This window comes from Altererythrobacter sp. BO-6, from assembly GCF_011047315.1.
Lineage (GTDB): Bacteria > Pseudomonadota > Alphaproteobacteria > Sphingomonadales > Sphingomonadaceae > Erythrobacter.
On sequence record NZ_CP049259.1, the window covers coordinates 2,819,240 to 2,832,426 of the forward strand.

The window sequence follows — 13,187 nt, forward strand, 5'->3', positions numbered from 1 at the left end:
CTGTTGGATGAGTCTTGGTGATGTTTCGAGAGGTGGGGGATGGCGGTTACTTGTGCAAGCCGCGGCGCCGGTTGCAGCAATTGTAATTGCTTTGCGGGCGCGAAGTGGAACTTGCATTGTGTATCCCAAAGGGATACTAAATTGCCATGCACTTAGCCGGATACAAGATTCGCCATTGGCGTGAAACGCAGCAACCCCCGCTTTCTGCCGAGGAATTCGGCGTCAAATTTGGCGATCCCTGGCCCAGTCGGACCGTCTATGGCTGGGAGGCGAAGGGCAAGATTGCGCGCGCGCCGGTGCAGAAGAAACTGGCCGATTTGGGAATTTGCGCTCCGGAGGATTGGCTCGAGCCAGCGCCACAAGAGGATACTTTGATCGGGGTTGGCGTATCCTCAAAGAATGATCTGGAGGGCGAGACCCGCAGTCATCCTTTCTTCGACATCCGCAGCCACGGCTTCGTGCGCGCCGCCACGAGCACGCCCAAGACGCGCACCGCCGACATCGCCTATAACGTCGCGGGCATTCTGGGCGAGGCGGAGCGCGCGCACGAGGCTGGGGTCGACCTGGTGGTCTATCCCGAACTGTGCATCTCTTCCTACGCGATCGATGATCTGCACCTGCAATCGGCGCTGCTCGACGCTGCCGAGGCGGGGCTGGGCGAGATTGTGGCGGCAAGTGCGAAATTCGATCCGGTGCTGCTGGTGGGCGCACCGCTGCGGCACAATGGCCGGGTCTACAATTGCGCGGCGGCGGTGGCGCATGGGAAGCTGCTGGGGGTCATCCCCAAGAGCTTCCTGCCCAATTATCGCGAATATTACGAGAAGCGCTGGTTCGCGCATGGCCGCGAGATCAAGGGGCTCGAAATCGCTGTCGCGGGGCATGGTGTGCCCTTCGGGGTGGACCTGATCTTCGCGGCGGAGAACCTGCCCGGCTTCAAGCTGTTTGTCGAAATCTGCGAGGATTACTGGTCACCCACGCCGCCGTCGACCCGGGGTGCGCTGGCGGGAGCGACGGTGCTGGCGAACCTTTCCGCCAGCAACATCACCATCGGCAAGTCTGACGAGCGGCACCTGCTCGCTCGCGCCCAAAGCGCGCGCGCGGTCGCAGCCTATCTCTATTGCGCCAGCGGCCATGGCGAAAGCACCACCGATCTCGCGTGGGACGGGCAGGGCATGATCTACGAGCTGGGCGATTTGCTGGCGGAAAGCGAGCGCTTCAGCCTCGATGCCGAACTGTGCATCGCCGATATCGACTGCGAGCGGATCCTGGCCGAACGCGCGCGGATGCAGACCTTCAACGATGCGGCCGAAGCTGCCGGGCGCCCCGAAGACAGCTTCCGCACGGTCACTTTCAAGCTGGCGCCCACCGGCGGCGATCGCGGGCTGGTGCGACCTGTGCGCCGCTTCCCCTTCGTGCCCAATCGCCAGAACAAGCTGGATGAGGACTGCTACGAAGCCTTCAACATCCAGGTCGATGGCCTGATGCGGCGGCTCGAGGCGACCCATGCGAAATCGATGGTGATCGGCGTTTCGGGTGGGCTCGATTCCACGCATGCGCTGATCGTGGCGGCTAAATGCTGTGACCGGCTGGGCCTGCCGCGCACCACCATTCGCGGTTACACCATGCCCGGCTTCGCGACCTCGGATCACACCAAGTCGAACGCCTGGAAGCTGATGAAGGCGCTGGGTATCACGGCGGAAGAGATCGACATCCGCCCCGCTGCAACGCGCATGCTCGAAGACATGAAGCACCCCTTTGCGGACGGGCAGCCGGTGCATGACGTGACCTTCGAGAATGTACAGGCGGGCCTACGCACCGATTACCTGTTCCGCCTGGCTGGGCATCATTCTGGCTTCGTGATCGGCACGGGTGACCTCAGCGAGCTCGCGCTCGGCTGGTGCACCTATGGCGTGGGCGACCAGATGAGCCACTACGCGGTCAATTCGGGCGTGCCCAAGACGCTTATCCAGTATCTGATCCGCTGGGCGGTGAGCACCGAGCAGTTCGATCCCGCTACCGACGAAGTGCTGTTGTCGATCCTGGACACCGAGATTTCGCCCGAGCTCGTGCCACCGGGCGAGGGCGGCGCCATCCAGAGCACGGAAAGCATCATCGGGCCATACGAGCTCAACGATTTCTTCATCCACCACACCATTCGCTGGGGCCAGCGCCCCAGCAAGATCGCCTTCCTCGCCTGGCACGCCTGGCGCGATGCGCGGGCCGGGCAATGGCCGGCCGGGTTCCCCGACGCAAAGAAAAACGAATACGATCTGGCCACTATTGCTGGCTGGCTCGAAAAGTTCATCAAACGCTTCTTCGCCTTCAGCCAGTTCAAGCGCAGCGCGATCCCCAACGGGCCTAAGGTCAGTGCGGGCGGCGCATTGTCCCCGCGCGGGGACTGGCGCGCGCCGAGCGACGCAGTGGCGGATGTATGGCTGGAAGAACTGCGCAAGGGATTGCCTGACCTGCGCAATTGAAGGACTAGGCGGCATGAGCCTGCGCACCGTCCTGATTCTGATGCTTTGCAATCTGGTGTGGGCGCTCAATGTAGTCGTTTCCAAGATTGTCGTCGATGACCTTGCGGTGCCGCCGTTGTTCTATGCCAGCGCGCGTGCGGGGTTGGTCGCGCTCGCGCTGGCCTATCTGCTCCGCCCTTTGCCGCGCGACATCGGCAAGGTGCTGCTGATCGGGCTGGCGATCGGCGGCGGATCCTTTGCGCTACTGTTCATCGGGCTGCAGACCGCATCCCCCTCGGCGGCGGGCATCATCAGCCTGTCGAGCGCTCCGATGACGGTGGTGTTCGCGATGATCTTCCTGGGTGAACGGGTGCGTTGGCGGCGCGGGCTGGGCATACTTTTCACACTGGGCGGGGTCTTCATCGCCATGGGCTCGCCAGCGGCAATGAGCGGCGGAATCGGCGTCGCCTTCCTGCTTGCCGCCGCCGTGATCGGCGCGCTGGGTTCGGTCTTCTTCAAGCGGATCGAGATCGATGCGCGGGCGATGCAGGCATGGTCGGGCGTCGCCTCGATCATCGTGCTCGCCCCTCTGTCCATTGCGCTTGAGCATGACCAGTTTGCCGCCGTGGCCGCTGCTCCCCTTGAAATCGCTGCCGCGCTGTTCTTCGCGAGCATCGTGGTGTCGGTGGGCGCGCACACCGCCTACTACCGCGTCCTGCAACAGAACGACGCGAACCTGGTGGTGCCGCTGACGCTGATGACGCCGCTGCTCACCATCGCATTTGGCGCATGGATCACAAATGACCCGATCGGCTGGCGGCTGATCGGCGGCGGCGCGCTGGCGATTGTCGGCGTAGCGATCATCGTGCTGCGGCCAAGCCGCAACATTTTCAAGCCCTTGCTGGTGAAGGCGCGGATGTAGAAATATTCGCCGGCGCGCTTGCGCTTGTGCGACGGCACGCTAGTCTCGCTCCGTGGTCGTTTGCATGACCGGCCTCGGTGCCGGGCGAGGGGCTGATGGCGACTGTTTCGGAAAGCAGCGGGCTGATCCTGGCGAACAGCCGAAAGCTCAGGCTGTTCACCCTGTTTATTCTCTACGTCGGACAAGGCCTGCCGATCGGGCTATTCTGGTTCGCGATCCCGGCGTGGATGGCGGCCAATGGCGCGCCGGCCGGAGACGTTGGCTCTGTGATCGCGCTAACCGCGCTCCCCTGGTCGCTCAAATTCGTCAACGGCTTCATCATGGACCGCTATACTTTTCTGCCAATGGGAAGGCGGCGGGTGTGGCTGCTTGGCGCGCAAGGCGTAATGATCGCCTGCCTGCTGGTGGCGGTCATTCTCAATCCCGGGGTGGGCGATGTCGCCGTTCTGGGCGCGATCGGTTTCGCCGTGAACATGGCAACTACCTTCCAGGACGTCGCGGTGGACGGGCTGGCGGTCGACATCATGGAAGAGGAAGAGCGCGCGCGCGGCAGCGGCATGATGTTCGGCGGGCAATCGATCGGGATTGCTACGGCCACCGCGCTGACCGGTGCCGTGATCGGGCAATATGGCGCGCCGGCCGCTTATGCGATCGTTGCCACTCTGATCCTGGCGCTGTGCCTCTACATCATGGCCTTTTCGGAGCGGGAGGGCGAGCGCAGGCTACCGTGGCATGCAGGGGCGGCGCATCCGCGCAACCTGGAGATACAAGCCCAAGCCTGGTGGCCGATCCTGAAAAGCACGTTCCTGTCGATGTTCAAGGCGGCGAGCATATTATGGCTGCCGGTGCTGTTCGGGCGCGGGATCTTATATGGCGGCCTGACCGGTGCGACCCCGCTGATCGGCGCGAATAATGTCGGCTGGAGCGAATCCCAGATCTCTGCCTTGACCGCCGGTGCCGGCATCGTCGCGGGCATCCTCTGCCTGACGCTGGGCGGCTGGCTGGGCGACAAGTTCGGGGCCAAGCGCACCTCGATCGGGTGGCTGGCATTCCAGGTCGCGATGTGTGCGGTCATGTTTATGGCGGTGCCGCTATGGAGCGATGTGCGGCTGTTCGTGGTGTTCGTTTATCTCTGGATCTCGCTCGACATGCTGCTGACCGTCTCAGCGCTGCCGATCTCAATGCGGCTATGCGATCCGAAAGTCGCGGCGACCCAGTTCACCATCTACATGGCGGTGAGCAATTTCGGCATCTCGTTTGGGGCCTTCATGCTCAGCCGGATTGACGGAATGGGCGGGCTACCCTCGATATTCCTGGTGGTTGGAGCCGGGGCTACGGTGGGCATGTTGCTGCTGCTGACGGTGCGGTACCCGCGGCGGCCCGAATATTACGCGGCGTTAGCAGCCAAGCTGCCGCATGATGACCGGGTGAAGCCGAGAATCGATTAAAACGGTGAAGCCGGGACCATGCGGCCCCGGCTCCGAATTTGCTTTGTCGCTCAAGCTGCCAGCTTGAACGCGGCATCCTTGGCGGCTTCGATCTTTTCCTCGCCGCCTTCGCCCATGATCCCGTCAGCCGCGACATGCGCGACGACCTCGATGCCGAGGAAACCGAGGAAGAACTTCAGCCATGGCGTCATGAAGTCGAAATCGCTGCCGACCGGCGTGCCGCCCGAAGCGATCGCGAGATAGGCCTTCTTGCCAGTCAGCAGGCCCTTGGGGCCTTCTGCGGTATAGGCGAAGGTGGTGCCGGCACGCGCGACAAGGTCAGCCCAGGCCTTGACCGTGGCAGGGACGCCGAAATTGTAGATCGGCACGCCAAGCACGATTGTGTCCGCGGCCTGCAGTTCGGCGATCAGCTCGTCGGCGATGGCGGCCAGCTGCTGCTGTTCGGGGGTGCGCTCGGCGGCGGGGGTGAGGTTTGCGCCAAAGCGCTCGGCGGAAACGAAGGGCAGGTCATTGGCCGAAAGATTGCGCGTAATCACTTCGGCGCCGTCGCGCGCGGCGAGCGACCGGACGAGCCGCGTGCTGAGGTCGCGCGAGACAGATTCATCGGCGCGGATGCTGGCGGTGATGTGGAGGATCTTGGACATTGATGGGTTCCTTTTCTTGCGGAAGGGGTGCCGCTCCCCCTTCAAGGGAGGGGGAGGGATGGGGGAGCGGCGGGGGTCAGTATTTAGGCCGCATCAACCAGCACCAGCTCGCTGTCTTCGAGCGCGGTGATAGTGACCGATTCCTGCTGGGTGATGGCGATGCCGTCGCGTGCCTTCGCCTCGACGTCCTCGACCTTCACCTTGCCGGTTGCGGGGACAAGGTAGAGATGGCGCGAGGGATCGCGCGGCGTGTAAGTCACGCTTTCGCCGGCCTTGATCGTCGCGCCCAGCACGCGGGCATCGGTGCGGATCGGCAGTGCGCCTTGCGCTGCATCATCATCATTGGCGGCATTGCTGGCCAGCGGAACGAAGGACCCGGCGCGGTCGCCTTTGGGGAACTTGCGCGCGCCCCAGCCGGGATCGCCGCCGCGTTCGTCGGGGATGATCCAGATCTGGAACAGCGTGGTTTCCTCGTCTTCCAAGTTGAATTCGGAATGCGCAACGCCGCGCCCCGCGCTCATCACCTGGACGTCGCCCGCTTCGGTGCGGCCTTCGTTGCCCATGCTGTCGCGATGGGTGATCGCGCCGGTGCGGACATAGGTGATGATCTCCATGTCGTTGTGCGGGTGCGTGGGAAAGCCGCTCTTGGGTGCGATCCTGTCATCGTTCCACACGCGCAGCGCGCCCCAGTGGACGCGGGCGGGATCGTGATAGCTGGCGAAGGAAAAATGGTGGCGCGCATCGAGCCAGCCGTGATTGGCGGCGCCGAGGCTTTCGAAGGGACGTAGTTCGATCATGGCTATTCTCCTGCTGGAGTAACGTTGTGGTACCGAGATAGTTCTTGTCGTTCGTCCTGAAAACCGCGATAAAACCCCACATTATGTTCAGGAAATCCGAACAATGAAGCTCGGTGAGCCTAGCCTCGACCAGCTCCGCATCTTCCTGGCCGTGCAGGAGGAGGGCAGCTTCGGCGGCGCCGCGCGGCGCATGGGCCGCGCTGTCTCGGCGATCAGTTATGGCGTGCAGCAGATGGAAGCGCAGCTGGGCGTGACGCTGTTTGCGCGCGAGGGGTCGCGCAAACCGGAGCTGACCGAAGCGGGGAGAGGCCTGCTGGCCGAGGCGCGCGCGATCACCGAAGCTTCTGACGCGCTGCTGGCCAAGACGCGCAGCCTGCATGCCGGCCTCGAAAGCGCTGTCAGCCTGGTGCTCGACGTGATGATGCCGGGGGAGGCGATTGCGCCGGTGCTGCGGGAGTTTCGCCGGATGTTCCCCACCGTTGCTCTGCGGCTCAATATCGAAGGGCTGGGGGCGGTCGCCGCCTGCCTGCTTGATGGCGATGCCGATCTGGCGGTGGCGGGGCCGGTGGTAGGCGACCACCCGGCGCTGGAACGGCAGGCGATCGGCGAGGTCGAGTTGGTGCCGGTCGCCGCGCCCGATCACCCGTTGGCGCGGCCCGGCATCCCGCCCGGCGAAAGTCGCGAGCATTTGCAGCTGGTGCTGTCGGACCGTTCGCGCCTGACGCAGGGGCGTGAATTCTCGGTGCTCAGCCCGCTGACATGGCGACTGGCTGACCTTGGCGCTAAGCATGCGCTGCTGAAGGAAGGGATTGGCTGGGGCAATATGCCGCGACACGCCGTGCGCGACGATCTTGCCGTGGGACGACTAGTCGAGCTGGACCTGCCGGAAAGGCCCGGCGCGCAATATACGCTCAGTGCCACCTGGCGGCGCGATGCCCGGCCGGGGCCAGCCAGCAGCTGGCTGATCGATGCGCTGCGTGCGCAATTGGCGCTTTGCCCGGCCTGACGGGGCCGCCAGCCAATTTGTACCGCTACATCTTGGCGGGTTCTGGCTAGGCCGACGTATCGCTAGACTATCGCAGCAATGCATCTGATTACATTCCATAACCTCTACATTACAGCGCTCTATCGATCGGTCGGACTTGCGCTGGTCGCAGCATTGGCGACTGGCCCGGCCCAAGCCCAGGATCGCGAACCGCAAGGGCTTCCGGCTGGCGCCGTCGCGCAGCACCCGCAGTTCATTGGCTATTGGGTTGTCACCGGACTGCCGGATCAGCAATCCGCCATGGATGACGCGCTGGCCCAATGTAATATCGCAACCGGCGGTGGATGCGTTCCCGCCTTCGCTTTCTCGGCGCGCGAGGCGGTGATCGGCTATGGCGCTGACGGCAGCGTGATGGGCGGGATCGGCGAAACCCCCGAAAGCGCCCGCGCCGAATTCGACAAGGCATGTATCGAGCGGTTCGCGCAACTGTGCGAGGTTGAAAACAGCTTTGCCGTCGCGCGTCGACTGGCGTTGCAATCGCAAGAACCCGAACCGCGCAAATTCGCCGCGATTGCGATGGATGGCAGGGCCGTTTCTGGCAACGGCGACGCCGATCCGCGCACCTGGATCGCAACGGGGCAGGCAAATTGGGACGATGCGGTGCGGCGCGCGATGGAGCCCTGCGAAGCCGCGGTGGGAGCGGGCATGTGCCGCTGGGCCACCACCAGCGGGCAGACTGTGGTTGTCTTCTACCGGAACGCTGGCGGAACGTCAGGCGGTTACCGGATTAATCTGGGCGTTCAGCAAGCGATTGGCGATATCGACCGGATATGTACCCAGGCGGGCGAAAATTGCGAATTGCTGGCAATAAATGCGACAAAGGACGAAGCGGTCCGCGAATATGACTTGCTGGCGATGCGGGGCGTACCCATCCACCCGCCAGGCGAATGAGGGCGAGATGGCCAGAGCTTTGTCGATCCGCTTGATTGTTGTTTCACTGGCATTTCTTGCCGCACTGATGGCGGCGACTATCGGCCTTGTCGCGCCAGAGGAGGCCAAGGCGTCCTATGTCTGCGACAATGTCCAGGTAGGGCAGATGCCCAACGGTGGGCGTGTCATGCAGAACCAGTGTTACTGGGTGTACGGGGCGGCAGCGATCGACCCGGTGACGCGCAATACCAGCGCCAGTTGGAACCAGCCGACCCCCGAAGCTGCGGCAAACGATGTCCTCAGCCGGTGCGGTTCGCAATGTGTTTACATCAGCTTCGGTGAGGATTTTGCCTGGATCGCCCTGTCTGACGATAATCAATCCTACGGCATCAGCACCAGCGGCCCAAGGGATGCGGAACTCCGCTGCGAAGCGATGCGCGGTTCGCGATGTTACACGGTAGTTGCCGCCAGCAGCACCGCCAACGGCAAGGTCTGGTCATTCGGTTCGATCGCTTATGACCCGGATACCGGCAAGCGCGGTGCTGCGTGGAGCGCCAGTCGCTGGAGCGACGCACAGCAGATCGCGCTGAGCCAGTGCGGCACTGCGAATTGTTGGGCTTATACCTATCAGAGCGGGTTCGGTGGAATGGCAAAGGCCAAGGCCGGGGAACTGTTTGGCAACTGGTCCGATAAGAGCCAGAGCGATGCCGGAAAGAAAGCATTGAAAGAATGCGAAAAAAAGCATGGGAAAAAGAACTGTTCTGTGGTCCATACCGGGTCCGCCAACCGTCCCCCAAAGTTCAAGGGTTAAAAGGCAAGGCATGATGGCGATGACCGATACGTTGCGTGGAATTGCAAATAAAGCTGGCCCGCGAACCGGCCTTGGCTGGCTTGGCGCTGTAACCCTCACTCTCGCTGGTGCACTAAGCATGGCTTCGCCCGCCTCGGCACAAGGCTGCGCCGGGCCGGCCTGCGATCCCAACTGGGCCTTCCAGAACCAGATCAATGCCCAACGCGCGCAGGAACAGGCGCAAATGGAAATGCACCATCGCCAGATGGATATGTATTACCAGAACCAGGGCAATGCCTCTTCCGCCAATCCCGGGCCGCCGCCTGAGCCGCCCCGGTACGAACCGCCGCCGCCGCCGCGCGGCTGGCAGTCGCGCTACACCGGTTTCGTCACCTTCAAAGTCAGCGAGAACGAAGACCGCGCGGACGATGGCCATCGCTATGATTACGCGATCGCGATGAATTACCCGACGGAAGCTGAGGCTCGCGCTGCAGCGGCCGAGATGTGCAAGGACCGCGTGCTGCGCAGTTGGGAATCCTATGACATCGATTACAAATGCGAAAGCGACACCTATGTCTATCGCGACGCATTCATCTCGCTGATCCAGTACTGGAACGGCCAGTTCGGCCTTTACGAGCAGCCGACATTCGACCTGGCGGTCAATCAGCACAGCCGCGGCGTGGAGCTGAACGACCGGATCTATTATTGCGCCGATCTGTCTAATCCTTCGCCGGATAGCTGCCAGTCCTGGCTCTTTGGCTTGGGCCGCAACGGCAAGCACCGCGATGCCGGCGATCCCACCCAGTTCCGCCTCTTTGCCTGCCCGCAGGGAGCAAGCGATCCCATGTACAAGGTCGTTGGTGTCGATCGCCTTTCCGGCAGCGATGTGCCGCTGTGCGGCCCGGATCCGGTTGCCTTCCGTATGAAGGATCTTGCGGGCAAGTGGGATGCCTATGCCACCCATCCGCGCTATGTCTTGCCTTTCGCAGCGGGGGGCTTCACCGATCTGGAGACAGCGCAAAAGGCTGTGCTGGCGATGTGCAACCGCTTCACCGGCGGCGGCTGCGTGAATGCGGGCGAGGCGAGGGACAGTTTCGCGGTCTGGGTCCGCAACGACGAAGGCAAGCTGTTCCTCGGCACCGGGCCGGAAGAGGAAACGGCCCTTCTCGACGCGCAAGGCAAGTGTTCGAAAGGCCAGATCCTGCCTTGCATGAAAGTGATCGCGCGCAAGGCCGGTGACCTCAGGGTCTATGGCCCGCGCTACAAGCCCAGCGACCTGCGTTATTTCGGGGCCGTCGCGTTACCTGGCGGCAAAGTCGGTCCGGATCGGGAGGCTTGGGTCGCCATGAACATGGAAACGCAGGCTGATGCCGATCGCTATGCGCTGCAGGCTTGCCAGGCGAAGAACCAGGCCAAGGCGCCGTGCCAGATCGTCGGGCGCGGGCTTGGTACGCGCTTCTTCGCCTATTCGGGTTTCGATGGCAGCCGCGGCGTGTTCACATTGATGGTGCGCGGATCGGGCAATCTGATCGATCTTTACAATCGCGAGTCCCTGGCGTTGAAATTGCTGTGCGAACCGCGAGGCACGCTATGCAAGACCGAAGGGGCGATCGACGCGAGCGACGATGGTGAGGGGCGCCAGCCCAATGTCCTTTCGCTCAAATGGCCGCTGTCATGATGGCGGCCTTTCAAACGATTTGGTCGCCGACAAGAATTTTCCCTGCACTTGTCGCGGCTTTGTTGCTTGGCCTGCTGTTGCCGGAAAAAGCCAGTGCGCAGTTGCGAATTTGTGGTCCGGGCGAGACGCCGGTGGCGATGGATACCTCGAACCCCAGCGTCCCCGTGCCCTTGTGTCCGGGAGGGACGTCTCAGCAAGGGCAGCCTCAAGCGGCTTTGGTCGACTATGCCAATATCGCCTGGCATCCCGACTATGACGAGGTCTGGTTTGGCGGCGGCTGGACGCAGAGGGGACGCTCCGAAGCGGAGGTGCTGGCGCTGTGCAATCGCGAAACCGGCGGCGGCTGCAGCTCGATCGGCGAATATTCCAATTCGTATCTCGCCATCGTGAAATCAGGCAATGGCGATCTCTACTACGGCTGGGGGCAGGGCTCGGGCGCTGCCCGCAAGGACGCACTCAAGAATTGCCGCACCAATCGGAGGGCAAACGTCCAGCCGCTGCCGTGCGAACTCGTTGGCACGTACAACGCACTTACCCGCAAATATATCACGCCGAAGGACCTGAAATCGGCGCGCAAGCTTTACGGGGCGGGGGCATGGGTTGTCGGGACCGAGGGCTATGACCGCCGCGCCTGGTTTGCCACCGGTCATCCATCGCGCGAAGCTGCAACCAGTGCGGCGATCGCGGCCTGCAAGAAGGCCAATTCGGGGCGGGAGTGCGAGGCTTTCGGGCTGACCGGTAACGGGTTCATCCAAGCGTTCCAGATGACTGTGCGGGGCGAGAAAACCGCTGATGACATGGTGATCGTGGAGACCAGTGCGAAGCGCGCTGGCGACGCGGCCAAGGCGGTTTGCAAGGCGAACAAGAAGGCATGCGTTTTGCAGACGACGTTCGATACCCGCAAGCCGGGCCTGTTCGAACACAGTTTCAAGACGGGTGTTACCAGCCCGCTCTAGTCGCTTGATCGCGCCCGAACAGCACCGGCCCGTCGCCCGCCTGCCAGGGTGCGAATTTGGGCATCACGCTCGCGAACAGGTCGGACGCGAGGTGCCCTTCCAGCCACCGCTGCAATTGCGGGATCGGCTGCGCGTCGAACCATGTGCGGTCATGGTTGGCGAACTGCCGGATGAAGGGGAAGCTGGCGATATCGGCAAGGGTGCGCGTTTCGCCGCACAGCTGCGACTGGCCGGCCAGCCGCGCATCAAGCTCGCGCAGGATCTCGTACCCTGCTGCGCGGTGCGGCGCCGGGTCGCAATCATCATAGCGCGTGGGGTATTTGTAGCGGTCGAGATGGTGCTTGAACGGTCCGTCGATCGTTACGAGTAGCGCGCGTTCATCGCCCGCCAGCCAGCCTTCGGGGTCGCTCTGCGCCAGCGCCCAGCGCATGATCTCAATGCTTTCATCAAGCACGGTTGCATCGGGCAAGACCAGTACGGGCACCGTCGCCTTGGGCGAGGCTTCTACGAGTTCGGGCGGTTTGCTGGCCAGCTTTACCTCGCGCAGCACCACCGTAATCCCTGCGATCCAAAGAGCCATCCGCGCGCGCATCGCATAGGGGCAACGGCGGAAGGAATAGAGGATCGGGTGCCGGGTCATTCCTCGTGCGGGAACTCGGCGCCGACATGGTTCATGCCGCGCTGGCGGGCGAGTTCTTCCTGCCGCTGGCGTTCGGCATAGCGAGCGCGCTGTTCCTCGTCCCGCTCGTCGATGCAGTGCGGGCAACTGACGCCTTCGACATAGTGCGGCGATTGCCGATCGGCTTCGCTGACCGGGCGGCGGCAGGCGCGGCACAGGCCATGGGTGCCGACCTCCAACCCGTGTTTCACCGTCACGCGCTCGTCGAACACGAAGCATTCGCCATCCCAAAGCGATGTTTCTTCAGGGACTTGCTCGAGGTATTTAAGAATGCCACCCTTGAGGTGATAGACCTCTTCCACACCCTCTTGCCGCAGGAAGCTGGTCGATTTCTCGCAGCGAATCCCGCCGGTGCAGAACATGGCCACCTTCTTGCGGCCTTCCAGCAATTCGTCGCGGTGCTGGCGGAACCATTCGGGAAATTCGCGGAAACTGCTGGTGTGCGGATCGATTGCGCCGCGAAATGTGCCGCAAGCGACCTCATAGTCATTGCGGGTGTCGATCACGATTGTGTCCGGGTCCGAAATCAGCGTGTTCCAGTCCTGCGCATCGACATAATGGCCGACGCTCAATGTGGGATCGATATCGGGCTCGCCCATGGTCACGATCTCGCGCTTCAGACGCACCTTCATGCGGTGGAACGGCATTTCGGCGGCGTGCGAAAACTTCACTTCAAGACCGGCGCAGCCGGGCAGGGCGCGGATGTGCGCGATCACTTGCGCAATGGCATTCTCGCTGCCCGCGACAGTGCCGTTGATGCCTTCGCGCGCGAGCAGCAGCGTGCCCTTGATGCCCACTTCCTCGCACAGCGCGAGCAGGGGTTCGCGCAGTGCAGCCGGATCGTCGAACCGGGTAAACTGGTAGAGCGCGGCGACGGTAACAGACGGATGATCCGCCATGGC

Annotated in this window: 12 protein-coding genes; 8 read left to right on the forward strand and 4 right to left on the reverse strand. The window is 63.0% G+C overall.

Going from position 1 to position 13,187, the window contains the following annotated elements:
• The first annotated feature begins 146 nt into the window (after nt 1-146).
• The 3 genes from G6N82_RS13760 to G6N82_RS13770 all read left to right on the forward strand — a co-directional run bounded on the left by G6N82_RS13760 (nt 147) and on the right by G6N82_RS13770 (nt 4,826).
• A complete protein-coding gene (locus tag G6N82_RS13760) occupies nt 147-2,477 on the forward strand; it encodes an NAD(+) synthase (RefSeq protein WP_165197370.1) in 2,331 nt (776 codons plus the stop codon).
• 13 nt (nt 2,478-2,490) lie between these two features.
• Complete coding sequence (locus tag G6N82_RS13765; RefSeq protein WP_165197372.1) at nt 2,491-3,378, forward strand: DMT family transporter; 888 nt, start codon at nt 2,491-2,493, stop codon at nt 3,376-3,378.
• Between the two features lie 95 nt (nt 3,379-3,473).
• Nucleotides 3,474-4,826, forward strand: a complete 1,353-nt coding sequence (locus tag G6N82_RS13770) for an MFS transporter (RefSeq protein WP_165197374.1) — start codon at nt 3,474-3,476, stop codon at nt 4,824-4,826.
• Nucleotides 4,827-4,876: 50 nt separating this feature from the next.
• Here the strand turns inward: G6N82_RS13770 and G6N82_RS13775 are convergent, their stop codons facing one another.
• Together G6N82_RS13775 and G6N82_RS13780 are read right to left on the reverse strand one after the other, a co-directional pair.
• Nucleotides 4,877-5,470 (reverse strand): NAD(P)H-dependent oxidoreductase, encoded by a 594-nt coding sequence (locus G6N82_RS13775; protein WP_165197376.1) that lies wholly within the window; start codon nt 5,468-5,470, stop codon nt 4,877-4,879.
• 83 nt (nt 5,471-5,553) lie between these two features.
• Nucleotides 5,554-6,267, reverse strand: a complete 714-nt coding sequence (locus G6N82_RS13780; RefSeq protein WP_165197378.1) for a pirin family protein — start codon at nt 6,265-6,267, stop codon at nt 5,554-5,556.
• Between the two features lie 103 nt (nt 6,268-6,370).
• On the opposite strand from G6N82_RS13780, the gene G6N82_RS13785 reads away from it, so the two are divergent.
• The 5 genes from G6N82_RS13785 to G6N82_RS13805 all read left to right on the forward strand — a co-directional run bounded on the left by G6N82_RS13785 (nt 6,371) and on the right by G6N82_RS13805 (nt 11,606).
• Nucleotides 6,371-7,273, forward strand: a complete 903-nt coding sequence (locus G6N82_RS13785) for a LysR family transcriptional regulator (protein WP_165197380.1) — start codon at nt 6,371-6,373, stop codon at nt 7,271-7,273.
• 78 nt (nt 7,274-7,351) lie between these two features.
• Nucleotides 7,352-8,203, forward strand: a complete 852-nt coding sequence (locus G6N82_RS13790; protein WP_165197382.1) for a DUF4189 domain-containing protein — start codon at nt 7,352-7,354, stop codon at nt 8,201-8,203.
• A gap of 7 nt (nt 8,204-8,210) precedes the next feature.
• Nucleotides 8,211-8,993, forward strand: coding sequence for a DUF4189 domain-containing protein (locus G6N82_RS13795; RefSeq protein ID WP_165197384.1), 783 nt, complete (start codon nt 8,211-8,213; stop codon nt 8,991-8,993).
• Nucleotides 8,994-9,111: 118 nt separating this feature from the next.
• Entirely contained in the window at nt 9,112-10,650 is a 1,539-nt protein-coding gene (locus tag G6N82_RS13800) for a hypothetical protein (RefSeq protein ID WP_165197386.1), read from the forward strand.
• 137 nt (nt 10,651-10,787) lie between these two features.
• Entirely contained in the window at nt 10,788-11,606 is an 819-nt protein-coding gene (locus G6N82_RS13805) for a DUF4189 domain-containing protein (RefSeq protein WP_165197388.1), read from the forward strand.
• Here the strand turns inward: G6N82_RS13805 and G6N82_RS13810 are convergent.
• A complete protein-coding gene (locus tag G6N82_RS13810; protein WP_165197390.1) occupies nt 11,590-12,246 on the reverse strand; it encodes a glutathione S-transferase in 657 nt (218 codons plus the stop codon). The genes G6N82_RS13805 and G6N82_RS13810 overlap by 17 nt on opposite strands.
• Nucleotides 12,243-13,184: a rhodanese-related sulfurtransferase gene (locus tag G6N82_RS13815; RefSeq protein ID WP_165197392.1), complete on the reverse strand. Its 942-nt coding sequence runs from the start codon at nt 13,182-13,184 to the stop codon at nt 12,243-12,245. Before G6N82_RS13815 ends, G6N82_RS13810 begins: the two co-directional genes overlap by 4 nt.
• Nucleotides 13,185-13,187 lie beyond the last annotated feature (3 nt).